23 protein-coding genes are annotated in these 21299 nt (G+C 59.6%); 19 read left to right on the forward strand and 4 right to left on the reverse strand.

Annotated elements, in window-relative coordinates:
• The first annotated feature begins 4 nt into the window (after positions 1-4).
• The 18 genes from fliF (at position 5) to AB4O11_RS16460 (ending at position 16171) form a co-directional block, all read left to right on the forward strand.
• On the forward strand, positions 5-1792 hold the full coding sequence (fliF, locus tag AB4O11_RS16375; protein WP_093439711.1) for a flagellar basal-body MS-ring/collar protein FliF: 1788 nt from the start codon (positions 5-7) through the stop codon (positions 1790-1792).
• Complete coding sequence (gene fliG, locus AB4O11_RS16380) at positions 1785-2804, forward strand: flagellar motor switch protein FliG (protein WP_016771079.1); 1020 nt, start codon at positions 1785-1787, stop codon at positions 2802-2804. The genes fliF and fliG overlap by 8 nt, the downstream gene beginning before the upstream one ends.
• Positions 2805-2808: 4 nt before the next feature.
• Complete coding sequence (gene fliH, locus AB4O11_RS16385) at positions 2809-3615, forward strand: flagellar assembly protein FliH (RefSeq protein WP_460127514.1); 807 nt, start codon at positions 2809-2811, stop codon at positions 3613-3615.
• Positions 3605-4963: a flagellar protein export ATPase FliI gene (gene fliI / locus AB4O11_RS16390; RefSeq protein WP_093439720.1), complete on the forward strand. Its 1359-nt coding sequence runs from the start codon at positions 3605-3607 to the stop codon at positions 4961-4963. Before fliH ends, fliI begins: the two co-directional genes overlap by 11 nt.
• Before the next feature lie 6 nt (positions 4964-4969).
• Entirely contained in the window at positions 4970-5419 is a 450-nt protein-coding gene (gene fliJ, locus AB4O11_RS16395) for a flagellar export protein FliJ (RefSeq protein WP_093439724.1), read from the forward strand.
• Between the two features lie 190 nt (positions 5420-5609).
• Positions 5610-5915, forward strand: coding sequence for an STAS domain-containing protein (locus AB4O11_RS16400; protein WP_093439728.1), 306 nt, complete (start codon positions 5610-5612; stop codon positions 5913-5915).
• A 5-nt stretch (positions 5916-5920) separates the two neighbouring features.
• Complete coding sequence (locus AB4O11_RS16405; RefSeq protein ID WP_460131096.1) at positions 5921-7624, forward strand: ATP-binding SpoIIE family protein phosphatase; 1704 nt, start codon at positions 5921-5923, stop codon at positions 7622-7624.
• A 31-nt stretch (positions 7625-7655) separates the two neighbouring features.
• Positions 7656-8003, forward strand: a complete 348-nt coding sequence (locus tag AB4O11_RS16410) for an Hpt domain-containing protein (RefSeq protein ID WP_186624404.1) — start codon at positions 7656-7658, stop codon at positions 8001-8003.
• 104 nt (positions 8004-8107) lie between these two features.
• Complete coding sequence (locus tag AB4O11_RS16415; RefSeq protein WP_460127518.1) at positions 8108-9478, forward strand: flagellar hook-length control protein FliK; 1371 nt, start codon at positions 8108-8110, stop codon at positions 9476-9478.
• A gap of 920 nt (positions 9479-10398) precedes the next feature.
• Positions 10399-10902, forward strand: a complete 504-nt coding sequence (gene fliL, locus AB4O11_RS16420) for a flagellar basal body-associated protein FliL (RefSeq protein WP_007920033.1) — start codon at positions 10399-10401, stop codon at positions 10900-10902.
• 9 nt (positions 10903-10911) lie between these two features.
• A complete protein-coding gene (gene fliM, locus AB4O11_RS16425; protein ID WP_003222890.1) occupies positions 10912-11880 on the forward strand; it encodes a flagellar motor switch protein FliM in 969 nt (322 codons plus the stop codon).
• Between the two features lie 55 nt (positions 11881-11935).
• Positions 11936-12385 (forward strand): flagellar motor switch protein FliN, encoded by a 450-nt coding sequence (gene fliN / locus AB4O11_RS16430; protein ID WP_008077656.1) that lies wholly within the window; start codon positions 11936-11938, stop codon positions 12383-12385.
• Positions 12386-12838, forward strand: coding sequence for a flagellar biosynthetic protein FliO (fliO, locus tag AB4O11_RS16435; RefSeq protein WP_093439747.1), 453 nt, complete (start codon positions 12386-12388; stop codon positions 12836-12838).
• Positions 12838-13596, forward strand: a complete 759-nt coding sequence (gene fliP / locus AB4O11_RS16440) for a flagellar type III secretion system pore protein FliP (RefSeq protein ID WP_016984314.1) — start codon at positions 12838-12840, stop codon at positions 13594-13596. The genes fliO and fliP overlap by 1 nt, the downstream gene beginning before the upstream one ends.
• Entirely contained in the window at positions 13593-13862 is a 270-nt protein-coding gene (gene fliQ / locus AB4O11_RS16445) for a flagellar biosynthesis protein FliQ (protein WP_038363854.1), read from the forward strand. The genes fliP and fliQ overlap by 4 nt, the downstream gene beginning before the upstream one ends.
• A 3-nt stretch (positions 13863-13865) precedes the next feature.
• Positions 13866-14651 carry a flagellar biosynthetic protein FliR gene (gene fliR, locus AB4O11_RS16450; protein WP_093439752.1) on the forward strand — a complete coding sequence of 262 codons (786 nt, stop codon included), beginning with the start codon at positions 13866-13868 and terminating at the stop codon, positions 14649-14651.
• Positions 14652-14654: 3 nt separating this feature from the next.
• Positions 14655-15794: a flagellar biosynthesis protein FlhB gene (gene flhB / locus AB4O11_RS16455; RefSeq protein ID WP_460090190.1), complete on the forward strand. Its 1140-nt coding sequence runs from the start codon at positions 14655-14657 to the stop codon at positions 15792-15794.
• A gap of 140 nt (positions 15795-15934) precedes the next feature.
• Entirely contained in the window at positions 15935-16171 is a 237-nt protein-coding gene (locus AB4O11_RS16460) for a hypothetical protein (protein ID WP_093439760.1), read from the forward strand.
• A gap of 165 nt (positions 16172-16336) precedes the next feature.
• Here the strand turns inward: AB4O11_RS16460 and AB4O11_RS16465 are convergent, their stop codons facing one another.
• Both AB4O11_RS16465 and AB4O11_RS16470 read right to left on the reverse strand, forming a co-directional pair.
• Entirely contained in the window at positions 16337-16696 is a 360-nt protein-coding gene (locus AB4O11_RS16465) for a DUF6124 family protein (RefSeq protein ID WP_460090191.1), read from the reverse strand.
• A 599-nt stretch (positions 16697-17295) separates the two neighbouring features.
• Positions 17296-18399 (reverse strand): hypothetical protein, encoded by a 1104-nt coding sequence (locus tag AB4O11_RS16470; RefSeq protein WP_460090192.1) that lies wholly within the window; start codon positions 18397-18399, stop codon positions 17296-17298.
• Positions 18400-18663: 264 nt separating this feature from the next.
• Between AB4O11_RS16470 and AB4O11_RS16475 the strand changes: the two genes are divergently transcribed.
• Complete coding sequence (locus tag AB4O11_RS16475; protein WP_460127521.1) at positions 18664-19332, forward strand: hypothetical protein; 669 nt, start codon at positions 18664-18666, stop codon at positions 19330-19332.
• Between the two features lie 228 nt (positions 19333-19560).
• On the opposite strand, the gene AB4O11_RS16480 is transcribed toward AB4O11_RS16475, so the two are convergent.
• Together AB4O11_RS16480 and AB4O11_RS16485 are read right to left on the reverse strand one after the other, a co-directional pair.
• Positions 19561-19920, reverse strand: a complete 360-nt coding sequence (locus AB4O11_RS16480; RefSeq protein WP_414926761.1) for a DUF6124 family protein — start codon at positions 19918-19920, stop codon at positions 19561-19563.
• Positions 19921-20624: 704 nt separating this feature from the next.
• Positions 20625-20984 (reverse strand): DUF6124 family protein, encoded by a 360-nt coding sequence (locus AB4O11_RS16485; RefSeq protein WP_460127523.1) that lies wholly within the window; start codon positions 20982-20984, stop codon positions 20625-20627.
• Positions 20985-21299 lie beyond the last annotated feature (315 nt).

The raw sequence follows: 21299 nt of genomic DNA on the forward strand, positions 1-21299 counted from the left end.
AGTCATGGCAGAAGCAGTCGCCGATAACGTTCCGGCCAAGGCCACCCCGATAGACGGCAAACCGCCGCTGTTCGGCCTGTCCTTCCTGGAAAACCTCTCCGAGATGACCATGCTGCGTCAGGTGGGCCTGTTGGTCGGCCTGGCTGCGAGCGTGGCGATTGGCTTTGCCGTGGTGCTGTGGTCGCAGCAGCCGGATTACCGTCCGTTGTACGGCAGTCTTGCCGGCATGGACGCCAAGCAGGTCATGGACACCCTGGCCTCTGCTGACATTCCTTACACCGTCGAACCGAACTCCGGCGCCTTGCTGGTCAAGGCCGATGACCTGTCCCGTGCGCGGATGAAACTCGCCGCTGCTGGTGTCACTCCCAGCGACGGCAACATCGGTTTTGAAATCCTCGACAAGGAACAGGGGCTGGGCACCAGTCAGTTCATGGAAGCGACGCGCTACCGTCGTGGCCTCGAAGGTGAACTGGCGCGGACCATCTCCAGCTTGAACAACGTCAAGGGTGCCCGCGTGCACCTGGCGATTCCGAAGAGTTCGGTGTTCGTGCGTGATGAACGCAAGCCAAGTGCTTCGATTCTGGTCGAGTTGTATTCCGGTCGTTCGCTGGAGCCGGGTCAGGTGGTGGCGATCATCAACCTGGTGGCCACCTCCGTTCCTGAATTGAGCAAGTCGCAGATCACCGTCGTCGACCAGAAGGGCAACCTGCTCTCTGATCAGGCGGAGAACTCCGAAATGACCATGGCCGGCAAGCAGTTCGATTACAGCCGCCGCATGGAAAGCATGCTCACCCAGCGCGTGCACAACATTCTGCAGCCGGTATTGGGCAATGATCGCTACAAGGCTGAGGTCTCGGCCGACATCGATTTCAATGCCGTCGAGTCGACTGCCGAGCAGTTCAACCCGGATCAACCGGCGTTGCGCAGCGAGCAGTCGGTCAACGAACAACGCACCGCCAGCAATGGCCCGCAAGGTGTGCCGGGTGCCCTGAGCAACCAGCCGCCGTCGCCAGCCTCGGCGCCGCAAACCACCGGTGGCGCCGCCGCGCCGGCCGCTATGGTGCAGCCAGGCCAGCCATTGGTTGACGCCAACGGTCAGCAGATCATGGACCCGGCCACCGGCCAGCCGATGCTCGCACCATACCCGGCAGACAAGCGTCAACAATCGACCAAGAACTTCGAACTCGACCGTTCCATCAGCCACACCAAACAGCAGCAGGGTCGCCTGAATCGCCTGTCGGTGTCGGTGGTGGTCGACGATCAGGTCAAGGTCAACGCGGCCAACGGCGAAACCACACGCGCGCCGTGGAGCGCCGACGAATTGGCGCGTTTCACCCGTCTGGTCCAGGACGCCGTCGGTTTCGACGCCAGTCGTGGCGACAGCGTCAGCGTGATCAACATGCCGTTCTCCGCCGAGCGCGGCGAAGTGATTGCCGATATTCCGTTCTACTCCCAGCCATGGTTCTGGGACATCGTCAAACAAGTGCTGGGTGTGTTGTTCATCCTGGTGCTGGTGTTTGGTGTGCTGCGTCCGGTGCTCAACAACATCACCGGCGGCGGCAAAGGCAAGGAGCTGGCCGGTCTGGGCAGCGACGTGGAACTCGGTGGGATGGGCGGCCTGGACGGCGACCTGGCCAACGACCGCGTAAGCCTCGGTGGTCCGCAGAGCATTCTGTTGCCGAGCCCAAGTGAGGGTTATGACGCGCAGTTGAATGCAATCAAGAGTCTGGTGGCCGAGGATCCGGGTCGCGTGGCTCAGGTCGTGAAAGAGTGGATTAACGCAGATGAGTGATAACCGAGCCGCTACCGTCAAACTGACCAAGGTCGACAAAGCCGCGATTCTGCTGCTGTCCCTGGGTTCGACCGACGCCGCACAAGTGCTGCGCCACATGGGCCCGAAAGAGGTTCAGCGTGTCGGCGTGGCCATGGCCCAGATGGGCAACGTCCATCGCGAGCAGGTCGAGCAGGTCATGAGCGAGTTCGTCGACATCGTCGGCGACCAGACCAGCCTCGGCGTCGGTTCCGACGACTACGTGCGCAAAATGCTCACTCAGGCCCTGGGTGAAGACAAGGCCAACGGCCTGATCGACCGCATCCTGCTCGGTGGCAACACCAGTGGCCTCGACAGCCTGAAATGGATGGAGCCGCGCGCCGTTGCCGACGTGATCCGTTACGAGCACCCGCAAATTCAAGCGATCGTGGTGGCGTACCTCGACCCGGATCAGGCCGGTGAAGTGCTGGGCAACTTCGACCACAAGGTGCGTCTGGACATCATCCTGCGCGTCTCGTCGTTGAACACCGTACAGCCAGCAGCACTGAAAGAGCTGAACCAGATTCTCGAGAAGCAGTTCTCCGGCAACTCGAATGCCTCGCGCACCACCCTGGGTGGCATCAAGCGTGCGGCCGACATCATGAACTTCCTCGACAGCTCGATCGAAGGCCAGCTCATGGACTCGATCCGCGAAGTCGACGAAGACCTGTCCGGTCAGATCGAAGACCTCATGTTCGTGTTCAACAACCTCGCCGATGTCGACGACCGTGGCATTCAGGCGTTGCTGCGCGAAGTGTCCTCGGACGTGCTGGTGCTGGCCCTCAAGGGTTCGGACGAAGGCGTCAAAGAGAAGATCTTCAAGAACATGTCCAAACGTGCTGCCGAACTGTTGCGCGACGACCTCGAGGCCAAAGGCCCGGTGCGCGTCAGCGATGTCGAAACCGCGCAGAAAGAAATCCTCACCATTGCCCGTCGTATGGCCGAAGCCGGCGAGATCGTACTCGGTGGCAAAGGTGGCGAGGAAATGATCTAAGCCCATGGACAAGCACGACGACGATGTGACGGATCTGATCCGTGCCCGCGATGTCCGTGGTTTCGAATCCTGGGCGATGCCCAGCTTCGACCCGCCGAAACCGGAACCCGAGCCAGAGCCGGAACCCGAACCGCCGGAAATGGAAGAGGTGCCGCTGGAAGAAGTCCAGCCACTGACCCTGGAAGAACTCGAAAGCATCCGTCAGGAGGCTTACAACGAGGGCTTCGGCATCGGCGAAAAAGAAGGTTTTCACAGCGCCACGCTCAAGGTTCGTCAGGAAGCTGAAGTGGCGCTGGCGGCAAAACTTGCCAGCCTTGAGCAGTTGATGGCGAACCTGTTCGAGCCCATCGCCGAGCAAGATACGCAGATCGAAAAGTCGCTGGTCGACCTCGTGCAGCACATCACCAAACAGGTGATCAAGCGCGAACTGGCCATTGATTCCAGCCAGATCGAACACGTCATGCGCGATGCCCTCAAGCTGTTGCCGCTGGGCGTCGACAATGTGCGCCTGTACGTCAATCCGCAGGACTTCGAACAGGCCAAGGCCTTGCGCGAACGTCATGAGGAAACCTGGCGCATCGTCGAAGATGAATCGCTGTTGCCGGGTGGCTGCCGGGTTGAAACCGAGCACAGCCGCATCGATGCCAGCATCGAAACCCGCGTCGCTCAGGTCATGGCCAAACTGTTCGATCAGTTGCACGAGCAGGCGTTGCACCCGGCCGAGGCGGATCTGAGTCTGGACATTCCCGAAGACGTAAAACCGGCGGCCTCACCTGAAGAGCCGCTCGCGGACGAACCCGATGCGCCTTGAACGCACCAGTTTCGCCAAGCGCCTGAGTACTTACGCTGAGGCCACCGAGATTGCCGGCGCGCCGATTCTTGAAGGTCGCCTGCTGCGCATGGTCGGCCTCACCCTCGAAGCCGAAGGCCTGCGCGCCGCCATGGGCACGCGCTGCCTGGTGATCAATGACGACAGCTATCACCCGTCCCAGGTCGAAGCGGAAGTCATGGGGTTTTCCGGCAGCAAAGTATTCCTGATGCCGGTCGGCAGCGTTGCCGGCATCGCCCCGGGCGCCCGTGTGGTACCACTGGCTGATACCGGTCGCTTGCCGATGGGCATGAGCATGCTCGGGCGCGTCCTCGACGGCGCCGGTCGTGCGCTGGACGGCAAGGGCGGGATGAAGGCCGAAGACTGGGTGCCAATGGACGGCCCGACGATCAACCCGCTCAACCGTGACCCGATCAGCGTACCGCTGGACGTTGGTATCCGTTGCATCAACGGTTTGCTGACGGTCGGTCGCGGCCAGCGTCTGGGTCTGTTCGCCGGTACCGGTGTCGGTAAATCGGTGTTGCTGGGCATGATGACCCGCTTCACCGAGGCCGACATCATCGTCGTTGGCCTGATCGGTGAGCGGGGTCGAGAAGTTAAGGAATTCATCGAGCACATCCTCGGTGAAGAAGGTCTCAAGCGTTCCGTGGTCGTCGCATCCCCTGCGGACGATGCGCCGCTGATGCGCCTGCGCGCCGCCATGTATTGCACGCGAATTGCCGAGTATTTCCGCGACAAGGGCAAGAACGTCCTGCTGCTGATGGATTCGCTGACCCGTTTCGCCCAGGCGCAGCGGGAAATCGCCTTGGCCATCGGCGAACCGCCGGCAACCAAGGGGTATCCGCCGTCGGTGTTCGCCAAATTGCCGAAACTGGTTGAGCGTGCCGGTAATGCGGAGAAGGGCGGTGGTTCGATTACCGCGTTCTATACGGTGTTGTCCGAAGGCGATGACCAGCAGGATCCGATTGCCGACTCGGCTCGAGGCGTACTTGATGGTCACATCGTGCTGTCCCGGCGTCTGGCCGAGGAAGGGCACTATCCGGCCATCGACATTGAAGCGTCGATCAGCCGGGTAATGCCGGCGGTGGTTTCGCCGGAACACATGCAGCGCGCGCAGTACTTCAAACAGTTGTGGTCGCGTTATCAGCAGAGCCGCGATCTGATCAGCGTCGGCGCCTACGTTGCCGGCGGCGACCGCGAGACCGATCTGGCGATTTCCCTGCAACCGCAGTTGGTGCGCTACCAGCGTCAGGGCCTCAACGACAAAATCAACATGGGTGAAAGCCAGGCCTATCTCGAGACCTTGTTCGCCCCTGCGGCGGGCGGGTAACCGGCCATGGCCGTCAGCCGCGCTGCGCGCCTGGCTCCGGTGGTGGACATGGCCGAACAGGCCGAGAAAACCGCCGTGCAACGGCTGGGCTATTTTCAGGGTCAGGTCAAAGTCGCAGAAAGCAAACTCGCCGACCTCAATGCCTTTCGTCTGGATTACTCGCAGCAATGGATCGTGCGCGGCAGCACCGGCGTGAGCGGGCAGTGGCTGCTGGGTTTTCAGGGTTTTCTGGCGCAACTCGACACCGCCGTCGACCAGCAGCGCCAGAGTCTGGTCTGGCACCAGAACAAACTCGACAAGGCGCGTGAAGAATGGCAACAGGCGTTCGCCAAGGTCGAAGGTTTGCGCAAACTGGTGCAGCGTTATCGCGAAGAGGCGCAACGTCTCGAAGACAAGCGCGAGCAGAAGTTGCTCGATGAATTGTCACAGCGTTTGCCGCGACAGAATCCCTTCTAAATTGCACCGCGAAACCCTGTGGGAGCGAGCTTTCTCGCGAATGCATTCGGTCAACTGGCTCAATTGTTGACTGGCACGATGCCTTCGCGAGCAGGCTCGCTCCCACATTTGATCCGGTGTTGCACCTTGCCCATGGGTCTACCAAGTGCTAAACCTTGTACAGGTTCGTCAATGACAAGGAAGCCAGTCAATGTCAGTCGTTACAGAAGTCTCTCCGGATGGTCAAAAGCTGACGATTTCCGTCAAGGGTCGATTTGATTTTGGTCGCCATCAGGAATTTCGCGATTCCTATGAGCGGCTCGACACCAAGCCTGAATCCATTGTGGTCGACCTGAAAGAAGCCACCTACCTCGACAGCTCCGCACTGGGCATGCTGCTCCTGCTGCGCGATCACGCCGGCGGCGATAACTCGGACGTGCGAGTCGTCAACAGCAGCTCCGATGTGAAGAAGATCCTCGCCATCTCCAATTTCGACAAACTATTCGACATCACTTGACGACCATGCAGGCGCAAGAGCCGCTGACCATACTGATCGCCGAAGACAGCGCCGCCGATCGCCTGTTGCTGTCGACCATCGTCCGTCGTCAGGGCCATAACGTCTTGACGGCGGCCAACGGTGCCGAAGCGGTCGATCTGTTTCGCCGGCAGCAACCCGATCTGGTGCTGATGGACGCGATGATGCCGGTCATGGACGGCTTCGAAGCCGCGCGGCAGATCAAGGCGCTGGCGGGCGAGACGCTGGTGCCGATCATCTTCCTCACCTCGCTGACTGAAAGCGAAGCGCTGGCCCGTTGTCTGGAGGCCGGTGGCGACGACTTTCTGGCGAAGCCTTACAACCAGGTGATCCTCGCCGCCAAAATCAAGGCGATGGATCGCTTGCGCCGCTTGCAGGCAACCGTGCTGCAGCAGCGCGACCTGATCGCCAAACACCATGATTACCTGCTCAACGAACAGCGTGTGGCCAAAGCCGTGTTCGATAAGGTCGCGCATTCCGGTTGCCTGAGTGCGCCGAACATCCGCTACCTGCAATCGCCCTATGCCTTGTTCAACGGTGACCTGCTGTTGGCGGCCTACACGCCGGCGGGGGACATGCATGTGTTGTTGGGCGATTTCACTGGCCATGGCCTGCCGGCAGCCGTCGGGGCGATGCCCCTGGCCGAGGTGTTCTATGGCATGACCGCCAAGGGCTACGGCCTGGCCGAAACCCTGCGCGAGATGAATGCCAAGCTCAAGCGCATCCTGCCGGTGGACATGTTCTGTTGTGCCACGTTGCTGTGCCTGAGTTTTCAGCGGCGTTCGGTCGAAGTGTGGAACGGTGGCATGCCTGACGGTTATCTGCATCGGATTGCCACTGGCGAGCGTGTGCCGCTGGCCGCGCGGCACTTGCCGTTGGGGGTGCTGAGTGCACAGGCGTTCGATGATCGTACGGAAGTGCATCCGATGGCCGCCGGTGATCGGGTGTTCCTGTTGTCTGACGGGGTGATCGACACCAGTGACGCCAGTGATCAACTGTTCGGCGTCGAGCGTTTGCAGCAGGTGTTCGCCGCCAACCGCGAGCCGGATCGCTTGTTCGAGGATATCGAGCAGGCGCTGCGGGATTTTCGTGGCGAGGCGCGCGACGATGTCAGCATGGTCGAGGTCAGCCTGCTGGAGCCGGCGCAGGTCAAGTCGTCGGCGCCGGTGTATTCCGACAGCGGCCAGTCGTGCCCGCTCGACTGGTCGGTGAGCTTCGAGTTTCGTGGCGCCACGCTCAAGCGCTTCAATCCGTTGCCGTACCTGTTGCAGTTGCTGCTTGAGGTGCATGGGTTGCGGGCGCAGAGTGGTGCTTTGTACAGCGTGCTGGCCGAGTTGTATTCCAATGCGCTGGAACATGGCGTGCTGGGTCTGGACTCCAGCCTCAAGCGCGATGCGGCGGGTTTTGCTCGCTATTATCAGCAGCGCAACGATCGGCTGGAGGCGCTGCAGGATGGCTTTGTCCGTGTGCATCTGCAGGTGCAGCCACAAGGCGAGGGCGGCCGGCTGGTGGTTCGCGTTGAGGACAGCGGCAAGGGTTTTGATGTGGCGCGAGTCATGGAAAGGCCGCTGGACGGTATCCGTTTGTCGGGGCGCGGCGTCAGTCTGGTCCGGCAATTGGGGCATAACGCCAGTTGGTCGGACGAAGGTCGTAGTGCCTGCGTGGAGTTTTCCTGGGAGGTTGAGGCATAATTCGCGCAATTCTTGATCAAGGAGTGAACAAGTGACTGACACACATATTGATCGCGAGGCGCTGAGAGTACTGCGCGATGTGATGGAGGAGGGTTATCCAGAACTGCTGGATACCTTTCTGACGGATTCCGAAAGTCGCTTGGTTGATCTGCGAAAAGCGGTGGATGCCAAGGTCTTGTCGGAAGTTGCCCACAGCTTCAAGGGCAGCGCCAGCAATATGGGGGCTGTCCGTTTGGCGGCGCTCTGCCAGGAGCTGGAGTCGGAAGCCAAAAATAAGAGCCCGGCGGAAATAGTCAAACTGGTCGCTCAGATCAGTGGCGAATTTGCTGAAGTTCGCCCGGTTTATGAAAGCGAAAAACATCCTGCTCACACGCACTGATCCCGCCGTCCGGCGCTTTTTACGAGTGCCGGGCAAAACTGGCCCGGCACTTGCAGTTATCTCTGCAACTGTACCTACGATCCCAGTGCAGCGGAGACCGTTTCATGCCTGCGACCCCCAACATCCTTCTTCAGAATGCCGCTCAGGCCAAGGCGCAAGCTGCCTCGGCCAAAACGTCGGCTATGGCCGTAGACACCGGGGATAAAGCCTCAAGCTTCGCTAAAGTGTTCGCCGATCAGGGGTCGAGCAAGCCTGTCGCCACCGCTGACAATTCGCCGAAGTCGGCGCGCGACAAGGTCGCTGACAACAGCGGCAAAAAGGACATCGGCAAAGATCAGTCTGCCGCTGCACAGCCGGCGGTTGCCGATAGCGGCAACGACTTGCCTGCCGACAAAACCGCAGCGACCGATGAGAGCAGCGCCAGCAGCGACGACAACACAGACACCGCCCAGACGCCAGTGGTAGACGCGGCGCCGGTTGATCCGACGCTCGATCCGGCATTGGCAACCGCTGTGCAGCCGGTAGTCACGGCGCCAGTTGTGCAGACTCCGGCGGTCGTCGCGAGTGCCCAGCCTGAAGCCGAAACGCCTGCGCTTGCCGCACTGCCGGGTACGGTCAAAGATCCGGCACCGGCCACCGACAGCGATTTCGACCCTTCGGCCGACCCGCTCGACTCGATGCCGGCGGTACGCATGGCGATGGAGCAGGGCGGGCACATTTCCGCCGCCAGCCAGGCGCAACCGAAAGCGTCGCCGGCTCAGGCTCAGGCCGACGGTGAATTGACTTCCGCGCAAACCTTCGCCGCCGGCATGGCCAGTATGCTCGACGTGCAAGCCGACAAGGACAGCACCAGCCAGGGTGGTGACAAAGCGTTCAGTGGCTTGATCGACGATGGCCTCAAAGATCTCAAGACTGCGACCAGCGATACCCGCGTCGATGACTTCGCCAACCGTCTGGCGGCACTGACGCAGGCGGCCACGCCGAAGACAGCGAACGCGGTACCGGTGAATCAGCCGATCGCCATGCACCAGAGCGGCTGGACTGAAGAAGTGGTCAATCGCGTCATGTATCTGTCGAGTGCCAATCTGAAGGCGGCGGACATTCAGCTGCAGCCGGCTGAACTGGGGCGATTGGATATTCGCGTCAACATGGTTCCGGACCAGCAGACCCAAGTGACCTTTATGAGCGCGCATCCAAGCGTGCGAGAAGCGCTGGACGGCCAGATGCATCGCCTGCGCGAAATGTTCAACCAGCAGGGCATGGGTCAGGTCGACGTCAATGTCTCCGACCAGAACCGTGGCTGGCAGGGGCAACAAGGTCAGGAACAGGCGCAGCAGGGCCAGAGTGGTCGCACCAGCGCGGCCGGCGGTCGCCTCGATTCGGCGGATGACGAATTGGCGCCTGCAACCATTGCTGAAGCCGCCGCTCAAACCACCAGCGTGATTGGCAGCAGCGCGGTCGACTACTACGCCTGAGCAAAATCAAGAGCCCCTCATCGGAACGCCGCCCGCCTAGCCCCCTCCCGGAGGGAGAGGGGACTGATTGGGGGATGCTCTTGAAGTACGCCGACCGGATACTGCTGCTGTGAATCCATAATCGACTTGGTCTTTCAGGTCGATGTTTGACGTCCGACATCTCGGTCGGCCCCCTGAAAACCCTCACCCTAGCCCTCTCCCAGAGGGAGAGGGGACTGATTGGGGGATGCTCTTGAAGTACGCCGACCTGATACTTCTGCTGTGAATCTCCAATCGACGCGGTCTTTCAGGTCGATGTTTGACGTCTTGCACTTCGGTCGGCCACCTGAAAACCCTCACCCTAGCCCTCTCCCGGAGGGAGAGGGGACTGATTGGGGGATGCTCTTGAAGTACGCCGATCTGATACTTCTGCTGTGAATCTCCAATCGACTCGGTCTTTCAGGTCGGTGTTTGACGTCTTGCACCTCGGTCGGCCCCCTGAAAACCCTCACCCTAGCCCTCTCCCGGAGGGAGAGGGGACTGATTGGGGGATGCTTGCGAAGTACGCCGACCGGATATTCCTGTTGTGAATCCATAATCGACTTGGTCTTTCAGGTCGGTGTTTGACGTCTTGCATCTCGGTCGGCCCCCTGAAAACCCTCACCCTAGCCCTCTCCCGGAGGGAGAGGGGACCGATTGGGGGATGCTCTTGAAGTACGCCGATCTGATACTTCTGCTGTGAATCTCTAATCGACTGGGTCTTTCACGTCGATGTTTAACGCAAGACACTTCGGTCGGCCCCCTCTCCCTCCGGGAGAGGGCTGGGGTGAGGGTGCCTTTGACTTTAGCGTTGTCTGCGCTACGGCCGACACTTCTGGCATAACACTTGCTCTTGCCTTGCCGTGCGACTGTGAAAACCCGATTAGTGACGGATTATTGGCATGGCGAAGAGCGAAACAGCAGCAGTGAAAGACCCCGCAACCAAAGGCAAACTCAAGCTGATCATTGTGATCGTGCTGGCGTTGCTGCTGGCCATTGGCGCGTCCGTGGGGGCGACCTGGTTCTTCATGCACAGCGCTCAGAGCAAGCCTGCCGAAGCCGCTGATGCAGCGCCTGTCGGCAAGCAGCCGGCGATTTTCGAGCCGATGGCGCCGGCCTTTGTCGCCAACTACAACCAGAACGGCCGTCAGCGCTACATGCAGGTGAGCATCACCATGCTGGCGCGTAATCAGGCCGATCTGGAAGCGCTCAAAGTGCACATGCCGGTGATCCGCAACAACCTGGTGATGCTCTTCTCCGGTCAGGATTTCGCCACCTTGGCGACCCCGGTCGGCCAGGAGATGTTGCGCCAGAAGGCCACCGCCAGCGTCCAGGAAGTGGCGCAGAAAGAGCTGGGCAAAGTGGTGATCGAACAGTTGCTTTTCACTAATTTCGTACTGCAGTAGGAACACGACATGGCCGTGCAGGATCTGCTGTCCCAGGATGAAATCGACGCGCTGTTGCATGGCGTCGACGATGGTCTGGTACAGACCGATAACGCTGCCGAACCCGGCAGTGTCAAAAGCTACGACCTGACCAGTCAGGACCGCATCGTCCGTGGACGCATGCCGACTCTGGAAATGATCAACGAGCGTTTTGCCCGCTATACCCGCATCAGCATGTTCAACATGCTGCGCCGCTCGGCGGACGTTGCCGTCGGTGGCGTGCAGGTGATGAAGTTCGGCGAATACGTGCACTCGCTGTACGTGCCGACCAGCCTCAACCTGGTCAAGATCAAACCGTTACGCGGCACCGCGCTGTTCATCCTTGACGCCAAACTGGTGTTCAAACTGGTGGACAACTTCTTCGGCGGCGACGGCCGTCACGCCAAGATCGAAGGGCGTGAATTCACCCCGACCGAACTGCGTGTGGTGCGCATGGTGCTGGAGCAGGCTTTCGTCGATTTGAAAGAAGCCTGGCAGGCGATCATGGAAGTCAATTTCGAGTACATCAACTCGGAAGTGAACCCGGCCATGGCCAACATCGTCGGCCCAAGCGAAGCGATCGTGGTCTCCACGTTCCACATCGAACTCGATGGCGGCGGCGGCGACCTGCACGTGACCATGCCGTACTCGATGATCGAGCCGGTGCGCGAAATGCTCGACGCCGGTTTCCAGTCCGACCTCGACGATCAGGACGAGCGCTGGGTCAACGCGCTGCGTCAGGACGTCCTCGATGTCGACGTACCCATCGGCGCCACCGTGGCGCGCCGCCAGTTGAAACTGCGCGACATCCTGCACATGCAGCCGGGTGACGTGATCCCGGTCGAAATGCCGGAAGACATGATCATGCGCGCCAATGGCGTGCCGGCCTTCAAGGTCAAGATGGGCTCGCACAAAGGCAACCTCGCGTTGCAAGTGATCGAGCCGATCGAGCGTCGCTGAAACGGCGCTCCTACCCCAAGCATTTAACTGAATTTTTGCCCGCCGAGGACAAATGATGAACGACGATATGAACGCCCAGGACGACCAGGCACTGGCTGACGAATGGGCTGCGGCCCTGGAAGAAACCGGTGACGGTCAAGCTGACATCGACGCGCTGCTGGCGGCTGACGCATCCAGCGGCTCGCGCCTGCCGATGGAAGAGTTCGGCAGCGTGCCGAAGAACAACGACCCGGTGACCCTCGACGGCCCGAACCTGGACGTGATCCTCGACATCCCGGTGTCGATTTCGATGGAAGTCGGCAGCACCGACATCAACATCCGCAACCTGCTGCAACTCAACCAGGGTTCGGTAATCGAGCTTGATCGTCTGGCCGGTGAGCCGCTGGACGTGCTGGTTAACGGCACGCTGATTGCGCACGGTGAAGTGGTGGTGGTCAACGAGAAGTTCGGCATCCGTCTGACTGATGTGATCAGCCCAAGCGAACGCATCAAGAAGCTGCGCTGAGTGAAACGGTTTCTCTGGGCTTTGCTGGCATTGCCATTGAGCGTGCTGGCCGCCGAGCCTTCAACGGCGACCACAGTGCCAGCCGCCACCGCGCCGATGGTCAACAGCGGCGTGGCTGGGCAACTGACGCAACTGGTGTTCGGCCTGTTGCTGGTGCTGGGGTTGATCTTCTTCCTCGCCTGGCTGTTGCGCCGGGTGCAGCAGGCAGGTCCGGCAGGCAAGGGCCAGGTGATCGAGCTGATCGGTTCGCGCGCGCTCGGCCCGCGTGACCGTTTGCTGCTGGTGCAGGTCGGCAACGAGCAGATTCTGCTCGGCCTCAGCCCCGGCACCATCACCGCGCTGCACGTGCTCAAAGAGCCGGTCGAGGTGCCGAATACCAGCGAGAAAGCGACCCCGGAATTTGCCCAGCATCTGCTGAAGATTCTCGGCAAGGATCAGAAGGATAAGAAGTAATGGGTGCGTTACGCATCGTCTTGACGCTGGCCCTGATGCTGGCCGCGCCGCTGGCGTTCGCCGCCGATCCGTTGTCGATCCCGGCGATCACGCTGGGCACCAACGCCGATGGCGCGCAGGAGTATTCGGTCAGTCTGCAGATCCTGCTGATCATGACCGCCCTGAGCTTCATTCCGGCGGCCGTGATTCTGATGACCAGTTTCACCCGGATCATCATCGTCTTCTCGATCCTGCGTCAGGCCCTCGGCCTGCAACAGACGCCGTCGAACCAGATCCTCACCGGCATGGCGCTGTTCCTGACCATGTTCATCATGGCCCCGGTGTTCGACCGGGTGAACAAGGACGCGCTGCAACCGTATCTGGCGGAAACCCTTACCGCCCAGCAAGCGGTCGAAAAAGCTCAGGTGCCGATCAAGGACTTCATGCTCGCCCAGACCCGCACCAGCGATCTGGAGCTGTTCATGCGCCTGTCCAAACGCACCGACATCGCCACGCCGGATCAGGCGCCGCTGACCATTCTGGTGCCGGCGTTCGTCACCTCCGAGCTTAAAACCGCGTTCCAGATCGGCTTCATGATCTTCATTCCGTTCCTGATCATCGACCTGGTCGTGGCCAGTGTGCTGATGGCGATGGGTATGATGATGCTCTCGCCGCTGATCATCTCGCTGCCGTTCAAAATCATGCTGTTCGTGCTGGTCGATGGCTGGGCGCTGATCATCGGCACCCTGGCCAGCAGTTTCGGAGGTGTCTCGCCATGACGCCGGAAGTTGCGGTCGATATCTTTCGTGAAGCGTTGTGGCTGACCACCCTGATGGTCGCGATTCTGGTAGTGCCGAGCCTGTTGGTCGGCTTGCTGGTGGCGATGTTCCAGGCTGCGACCCAGATCAACGAACAGACCCTGAGCTTCCTCCCGCGTCTGCTGGTGATGCTGGTGACGTTGATCATCGGTGGTCCGTGGATCGTGCAGACCTTCATGGAATACATCATTCAGTTGTACAAAAACATCCCGATGGTCATCGGCTAAGCCATGCAATCGCTGCTTCAGCTGACCGACACCCAGATCAGTACCTGGGTGGCGTCGTTCATGTTGCCGCTGTTTCGCGTCGCCTCGATGCTGATGGTCATGCCGGTGTTCGGCACGACGTTGGTGTCGCGCCGGGTGCGCCTGTATTTCGCCGTGGCCATCACCGTGTGTATTGCGCCGAGCCTGCCGCCGATGCCGGCGGTCAGCCCGCTGGATCTCAGTGGCTTGCTGCTGATAGCCGAGCAGATTCTGGTCGGTGCGGTGCTGGGGTTTTCCCTGCAACTGTTTTTCCAGGCCTTTGCCGTCGCCGGGCAGATTGTCGCGATTCAGATGGGCATGGGCTTCGCCTCGATGGTCGACCCGGCCAACGGTGTGTCGGTGGCGGTGATCGGGCAGTTCTTCACCATGCTGGTGACTTTGCTGTTCCTGTCGATGAACGGCCATCTGGTGGTCTTCGAAGTCCTCACTGAAAGCTTCACCACGCTACCGGTCGGCAGCGGTCTGATGACCGCGCATTACTGGGAACTGGCCGGCAAACTCGGCTGGGTGCTGGGCGCCGCATTGTTGCTGGTGTTGCCGGCGGTGACGGCGTTGCTGGTGGTCAACATCGCGTTTGGCGTGATGACCCGCGCGGCGCCGCAACTGAACATTTTCTCCATCGGTTTCCCGCTGACCCTGGTGCTCGGTCTGTTTATCGTCTGGGTCGGTCTGGCGGACATTCTCAATCAGTACCAGCCGCTGGCCACCGAGGCCTTGCAGTTGTTACGCGAACTGGCACGGGCGCGCTGAGTCATGGCAGAGAGCGAAAGTGGTCAGGACAAAACAGAAGACCCCACGGACAAACGCAAAAAAGACTCTCGTGAGAAGGGTGAGATTGCCCGCTCCAAAGAACTCAACACCCTGGCCGTGACCATGGCCGGTGCCGGTGCGCTGCTGGTGTTCGGCGGCATGCTGGCCGAGGACCTGATGGAGCTGATGCGCCTGAACTTCACGCTGTCGCGCGAAGTGATCATGGATCAGGGTTCCATGGGCGCGTTTCTGTTGCAGTCGGGCCAGATGGCGCTGCTGGCGATCCAGCCGATCATGATCACTCTGTTGCTCGCCGCGTTGATCGGGCCGATTTCCCTCGGTGGCTGGCTGTTCGCAGCGGGCTCCATGGCGCCCAAGTTCAGCCGGATGAACCCGGCGGCAGGCCTGAAGCGGATGTTCTCGTTCAAGGCTGTGGTCGAACTGCTCAAGGCCCTGGCCAAGTTCCTCATCACTTTGGGCGTGGCATTGGCGGTGTTGTCGGCGGACGTCGATGACTTTTTGCGGATCGCCCACGAGCCACTTGAAATGGCGATCATCCACAGCGTCACGCTGGTCGGCTGGAGCACATTGTGGCTGGCCTGCGGCCTGATCATCATCGCGGCTGTCGATGTGCCGGTGCAGCTCTGGGAAGCGCACAAGAAACTGCTGATGACCAAGCAGGAAGTGCGCGACGAGCACAAGGATCAGGAGGGTCGCCCGGAGGTCAAACAGCGCATCCGCCAGACCCAGCGCGAAATGTCTCAACGGCGCATGATGGCGGCGATTCCCGACGCCGACGTGGTCATCACCAACCCGACCCACTACGCCGTCGCGCTCAAGTACGACTCGGAGAAGGGCGGCGCACCCGTGCTGCTGGCCAAGGGCAGCGACTTCCTCGCCCTGAAAATCCGCGAAATCGCCGTAGCCAACAACGTCATGCTCCTCGAATCGCCGGGGCTGGCGCGTTCGATCTACTACTCCACCGAACTCGAGCAGGAAATTCCCGGTGGTCTGTATCTCGCGGTCGCGCAGGTCCTGGCCTACGTCTACCAGATCCGCCAGTACCGTGCGGGCAAGGGCAAACGCCCGGATCCGCTCAAGGACGACTTGCCGATTCCGCCGGATCTGCGTCGCGACTCCTGACGTTGCTGTGCAGCCATTGGTCTGAGATCTCCCTTTACTGTCAACTCTGACAGGTGCGCTTTCCGTGATTTTGCAGTTTGATGCAAGGTGGCGCCGCCTACGTGGCGCGGTCAGGCGAGCGAGTGCAAGGGAGCACGACAATGAAAGGTATTTTCAGCAGCTACGATGAAAAAACCGGGAGAGGCACCATCACGCCGAAGCAATCGGGACGATCCCTTTCCTTTGCCGAAGCCACGGGTTTTTTTCTCACCGCCAAAGAATACCGATTCAGCATTCCATTGCCCGATGCCCGGCAGGCGAACGTCAAAGTGGGCGGCGAGGTCGAGTTCGAATTGCCCAAGAGCAAGAATGGAAAAGTGAAAATCCTTCGGTATTGAGCAACCGTTTGCAAAACCGCTGAACGGGGCGGCGGTTTTTTATGATCGTTCCCACGCTCTGCGTGGGAATGCAGCCCGGGACGCTCCGCGTCCCTTCCAAAGCCGAACGCAGAGCGTCCGTTGAGGCATTCCCACGCAGGAGCGTGGGAACGATCAGTACCCGAACTAGTTCGGCAACTCCAGATTGTCCATAACCCGATTCACCGCCAGCTCGCCGAGCATGATCAGTTGCGCAATCCCCAACAGCGTCCTGCGCTGCGACGCGGGTACGAGATGGGCGAAGTCATGGGCGATGGTTCTGGCTGAGGCGAGTGTTTCGCTGGCATCGGCCAGCAGTTCCTCGTTTTTGAAGTCGGCGGTGACGGCGTACATCCGGCGGGTCTTACGCGGTGGGGGCGTGGAGCCGGGTGGGCAGAGGTAGTGATCGAGGGCGCGTTCGGCGGCGTCGTTGAGCTTTTTTGAATCGAGGGATTCGTAGGGGGAGGCGAGATCGATTTCGGGTGGGTTGGGTGTTGGTTTGATCATGGTGAAGCTCCTTTGAAGTGGAGCCGCTACAACCTGTCGCTAAACAGGAGGGTGGCGGCTGTACGCAGGTTAGCGAACCGGTCAAAGGCACCCGGCAGACCCGAAGGTCTCCCGCATACAGCCACCATGACGAAATCGCGAAAAAACAGATCCGCAACGAAGCCTGGAACGCCGATGCACCTTTGACTTGAATTCGAGTCGCTAAACCCGATCGCTGATTCGTCAGCGACCGACCCACAATAGAACCCGACCCCAAGGTGCACAAGCCGGCGGATTCTGGCTTGGCTGTAGGCAAAGGCGCAAGGATTTGTAGCCTGGAAGGCGTGTCCTGAAGTGTCTTTTAAACACCAGAGTTTAAGAAGCGCATTGCGCTGACTTCACTGGCCCCTTCGCGAGCAAGCTCGCTCCCACATTTGGAATGCGTTTCCCTGTGGGAGCGAGCTTGCTCACGAAAGGGCCAATCCGGCCAGCAGAAAAACCTTGATCAAGCCCCCCAAGCCCCCCTGTTTAAATCACTGGTCAAATAAATCCGTCCCCCTTTTCTCCCTTGGATCCGGAGGCATCGAAGTGAGAAATCTCCAGTAATCAGGCGTTTGTCATTAGTTAGTCAGCTCGAAGTTATCGTATCGGACAACGTCGCTGGTGGCGTTTTGAATATCTATACGCCTGATGCCGTGGGCTGAAAAATCAAGCTGCTTGGGGCTGTTGTCGGGGTGGTAATTAGTCAGTTCTTTTTTTCCGAGTGAATTACCAGCGGCGTTATAGAACACCGCAGTTGCAGCCACATGCACGTCCTGGTACCAAAATCGAACACGGGAATAACTCGAATGCAAATCCAGCCTTAGTGTGGATATGACGCCATCTGTGACCAGGACTTTTCGCTCGATTTTCCCCGGTATGTTAGTTGCACCCGCCTCTGTGAGTTTGACCAGTCCTCCCGATCTTCCAAGGTTCGTGACTTTCATGCTTGCCAGATCGAAGCTTTGACCGGGCGCGATGGAGCGATCCGGGTAAGCGTCAAAGTTCTCGAGTAGATCCGGACCCGGTACTGCCTCGCCCACGAGCACCCTCAACACCTTCGAAAACATCAACCGCTCACCACTTCCCGATTTGTACACGGTGTAATTGATCAGGGCATCGGCGCCGCGATTGTTTGTTCGCCAGTCAGAAGGAAGTGTAAAGACTGGCGTGACACCTGCCTGAACGGGTCGCGTATCACTTTCCCATAGCGTGTTGGCGGTAGCGCGCAAACGTACCGTATAGCCAGTCGTCATGCCTGCGTAGTTGACGCTAACAGTTTCCTGATCACTCGACAGGGTCGGTGCCAGGAGATCGAATGACTGAGGGAGAATGTGCAGCAGCAAATAGCGCGAAGGAATCAAGGTCGTGCCCGGGGCCGTACGTACCGTGTAAAAGACCTTCACCGTATGGCCAATGCTATCGATCACCTCCAGGCGCGGAATGCGGATGTCGATGGTGCCAGGGGTTCCCACGGTGATCACCTCCGAGTGGTAGGTGTGCCGAGGGTTTTCCCAAGTGATGCGAACCGTATGGCCGCGGGCCATGCCGGTGTAGTGCGGAACTTGAGCGGTAACGTGTTGGGCGAAATAGACATGATCGAAGTCAAGTTGATCCCCTGCGGAGCCGTGTGCCTCAAGTACTTTTGGCGCCGCTGGATCGGTGACTGCTGAAATTGAGTTCATGGGGTGTCTCCTGCGTTCGAGTGATTGCCTGGAAAGGCTCCATTTGATGCAGGAAGTAAGAATTCTCGCCACTGTCAGATCTGACAGGTGATCGAGTATTTCCGATGAGCGGTGGCTTTGCAGATGTCCTCTTTTGGTTCGCTACATCGTCGAGAGACCGTTGGTCTGGAAGTGCCATCCACCTGTCAACTCTTACAGTAGACGGATGGCTGTCCATGACATCGATATAGGGGCGCAAGTTTACCGAATCAGGAGAGCATGATCATGGCAGAGCGCATTTACCGAAAACTCGAGGGCATGGGCCTGGAATATGTGTCAGGGCGACTGGAACAGAACCCGAAAGAGCGGGCCATCTGCTACACCGTCACTTTCGACATGGATCTGGATTTCACCCATTTCAAACAGATGGCCAATGCTTATATCCCGGATTATCTCGACAACCCGATCAACGCGATCAGGCCTGAACTGGACGGCCTGGCTAACCACTATTCCTACAACTACCTGTTCGGTGCAGCGGGAAACATCCGCGACAATCAGGCGTTGTTCGAACTCTTCACCTCGCCTAGTTATTACAACGATCAATGGGCGACCGGCCCTCATCGGCAGGTGCGTTATGGCAAACCGGAGTTTGTGCAGGTCGGGCGAAAATTCCGCGTGACTGCACGCAGAGACTTCAGATCGCTGGATGACACGGGTCAGATCGAAATCGGAGATTTGCCGGCCATCCAGTTTCATTGGGCGCTCAATCTGCTGCAAACCGATCTGATGATCCCTGGAGTCATTGCGCCAGTGACCAAGGTCGTGCTGATGTACATGGATGAGGACTTCGTTGAGGTCGAAGGTGAGCAGATTTTGCGGGGTACGCGCTACGTCAACGGCAAGCAACTGAGCTTCGGCGATATTGCACCCAAGCAGATTTTGACTGCGCAGTAACCGGCATTAAAAAACGCCGTCCCGACTGCGCGGTGCGGCGTTTTTTATGGCTGAAACATGCGTTGGTTGTAAGGTCGCCTTCGCGAGCAATCACAACGTCTCATTGATCGTTCCCACGCTCTGCGTGGGAATGCAGCCCGGGACGCTCCGCGTCCCTTCCAGAGCCGAACGCGGAGCGTCCGTTGAGGCATTCCCACGCAGGAGCGTGGGAACGATCATCGCGTGTCGCTACTGCGGCAACTCCAGATTATCCATCACCCGATTCACCGCCAGCTCGCCGAGCATGATCAGTTGCGCGATCCCCAACAGCGTCCTGCGCTGCGACGCGGGTATGAGGTGGGCGAAGTCATGGGCGATGGTTCTGGCTGAGGCGAGTGTTTCGCTGGCATCGGCCAGCAGTTCCTCGTTTTTGAAGTCGGCGGTAACGGCGTACATCCGGCGGGTTTTACGCGGTGGTGGCGTGGAGCCGGGTGGGCAGAGGTAGTGATCGAGCGCGCGTTCGGCGGCGTCGTTAAGCTTTTTTGAATCGAGGGATTCGTAGGGGGAGGCGGGATCGGTTTCGGGTGGGTTGGGTGTTGGTTTGATCATGGTGAAGCTCCTGAGGTTATGGAGCCACTCTTTCCCTGTCGCTAAACAAGTGAAGGTGGCAGCTGTACGCAGGTTAGCGAACCGGTCACAGGCACCCCGGTAGACCCAAAGGTCTCCCGCATACAGCCGCCATAACGTAATTGCGGGCGAAGAGTCCCACAACGAAGCCACGAACGCTGATGCACTGAGATGGTCCGGGTCGCTAAACCCGATCGCTGATTCGTCAACGACCGACCCACAATAGAACCCGCCCCCAAAGCGCACAAGCCGGCGGATTCTGGCGTAGCTGTAGGCAATGGCGCAAGAATTTGTAGCCTGGAAGGCGTGTCCTGAAGTGTCTTTTAAACACCAGAGTTTAAGAAGCGCATTGCGCTGACTTCACTGGCCCCTTCGCGAGCAAGCTCGCTCCCACATTTGGAATGCGTTTCCCTGTGGGAGCGAGCTTGCTCGCGAAAGGGCCATCCCGGTCAGCAGAAAAATCTCGATCAAACCCCGCTCACTGGTTAAATAAATCCGTCCCCAAATTACTTGGTATTGAGCAATTGATCGCAAAGCCGCTGAACGGGGCGGCGGTTTTTTATGATCGTTCCCACGCTCTGCGTGGGAATGCAGCCCGGGACGCTCCGCGTCCCTTCCAGAGCCGAACGCGGAGCGTCCGTTGAGGCATTCCCACGCAGGAGCGTGGGAACGATCATCGCGTGTCGCTACTGCGGCAACTCCAGATTATCCATCACCCGATTCACCGCCAGCTCGCCGAGCATGATCAGTTGCGCGATCCCCAACAGCGTCCTGCGCTGCGACGCGGGTATCAGGTGGGTGAAGTCATGGGCGATGGTTCTGGCTGAGGCGAGTGTTTCGCTGGCATCGGCCAGCAGTTCCTCGTTTTTGAAGTCGGCGGTAACGGCGTACATCCGGCGGGTTTTACGCGGTGGTGGCGTGGAGCCGGGTGGGCAGAGGTAGTGATCGAGCGCGCGTTCGGCGGCGTCGTTAAGCTTTTTTGAATCGAGGGATTCGTAGGGGGAGGCGGGGTCGGTTTCGGGTGGGTTGGGTGTTGGTTTGGTCATGGTGAAGCTCCTAGAGTCATTGGAGCTGCCAACGTTCGCTGCGAGATGAATGAGGGTGGCAGCTATATGCAGGTCGCAGACCGGGACTCTAGAACCGGCAGACCCGAAGGTCTCCCACGTACAGCCGCCATAAAAAAGCGGGTGTTGTGCGTCCAGAGATCGACGGGCTGCGAGACCCGATCACTGATTCGTCAGCGACCGATCCACAATAGAACCCGCCCCCAAGGCGCACAAGCCGGCGGATTCTGGCTTGGCTGTAGGCAATGGCGCAAGGATTTGTAGCCTGAAAGGCGTGTCTGGCGGTGTCTTTTAAAC

Source organism: Pseudomonas sp. H1_D05, from assembly GCF_054682705.1.

Excerpts from the sequence above, each read along its gene's own strand:
- AB4O11_RS16465 (WP_460090191.1), bottom strand. The coding sequence starts at position 16,696 with ATGATCAAACCAACACCCAACCCACCCGAAATCGATCTCGCCTCCCCC.
- fliJ (WP_093439724.1), top strand. The coding sequence starts at position 4,970 with ATGGCCGTCAGCCGCGCTGCGCGCCTGGCTCCGGTGGTGGACATGGCC.
- fliF (WP_093439711.1), top strand. The coding sequence starts at position 5 with ATGGCAGAAGCAGTCGCCGATAACGTTCCGGCCAAGGCCACCCCGATA.
- fliP (WP_016984314.1), top strand. The coding sequence starts at position 12,838 with ATGGGTGCGTTACGCATCGTCTTGACGCTGGCCCTGATGCTGGCCGCG.
- AB4O11_RS16400 (WP_093439728.1), top strand. The coding sequence starts at position 5,610 with ATGTCAGTCGTTACAGAAGTCTCTCCGGATGGTCAAAAGCTGACGATT.
- fliG (WP_016771079.1), top strand. The coding sequence starts at position 1,785 with ATGAGTGATAACCGAGCCGCTACCGTCAAACTGACCAAGGTCGACAAA.
- fliR (WP_093439752.1), top strand. The coding sequence starts at position 13,866 with ATGCAATCGCTGCTTCAGCTGACCGACACCCAGATCAGTACCTGGGTG.
- AB4O11_RS16485 (WP_460127523.1), bottom strand. The coding sequence starts at position 20,984 with ATGACCAAACCAACACCCAACCCACCCGAAACCGACCCCGCCTCCCCC.
- fliM (WP_003222890.1), top strand. The coding sequence starts at position 10,912 with ATGGCCGTGCAGGATCTGCTGTCCCAGGATGAAATCGACGCGCTGTTG.
- AB4O11_RS16480 (WP_414926761.1), bottom strand. The coding sequence starts at position 19,920 with ATGATCAAACCAACACCCAACCCACCCGAAACCGATCCCGCCTCCCCC.
- flhB (WP_460090190.1), top strand. The coding sequence starts at position 14,655 with ATGGCAGAGAGCGAAAGTGGTCAGGACAAAACAGAAGACCCCACGGAC.
- AB4O11_RS16405 (WP_460131096.1), top strand. The coding sequence starts at position 5,921 with ATGCAGGCGCAAGAGCCGCTGACCATACTGATCGCCGAAGACAGCGCC.
- fliH (WP_460127514.1), top strand. The coding sequence starts at position 2,809 with ATGGACAAGCACGACGACGATGTGACGGATCTGATCCGTGCCCGCGAT.
- fliN (WP_008077656.1), top strand. The coding sequence starts at position 11,936 with ATGAACGACGATATGAACGCCCAGGACGACCAGGCACTGGCTGACGAA.
- AB4O11_RS16470 (WP_460090192.1), bottom strand. The coding sequence starts at position 18,399 with ATGAACTCAATTTCAGCAGTCACCGATCCAGCGGCGCCAAAAGTACTT.
- fliQ (WP_038363854.1), top strand. The coding sequence starts at position 13,593 with ATGACGCCGGAAGTTGCGGTCGATATCTTTCGTGAAGCGTTGTGGCTG.
- fliL (WP_007920033.1), top strand. The coding sequence starts at position 10,399 with ATGGCGAAGAGCGAAACAGCAGCAGTGAAAGACCCCGCAACCAAAGGC.
- AB4O11_RS16475 (WP_460127521.1), top strand. The coding sequence starts at position 18,664 with ATGGCAGAGCGCATTTACCGAAAACTCGAGGGCATGGGCCTGGAATAT.
- AB4O11_RS16460 (WP_093439760.1), top strand. The coding sequence starts at position 15,935 with ATGAAAGGTATTTTCAGCAGCTACGATGAAAAAACCGGGAGAGGCACC.
- AB4O11_RS16415 (WP_460127518.1), top strand. The coding sequence starts at position 8,108 with ATGCCTGCGACCCCCAACATCCTTCTTCAGAATGCCGCTCAGGCCAAG.
- fliI (WP_093439720.1), top strand. The coding sequence starts at position 3,605 with ATGCGCCTTGAACGCACCAGTTTCGCCAAGCGCCTGAGTACTTACGCT.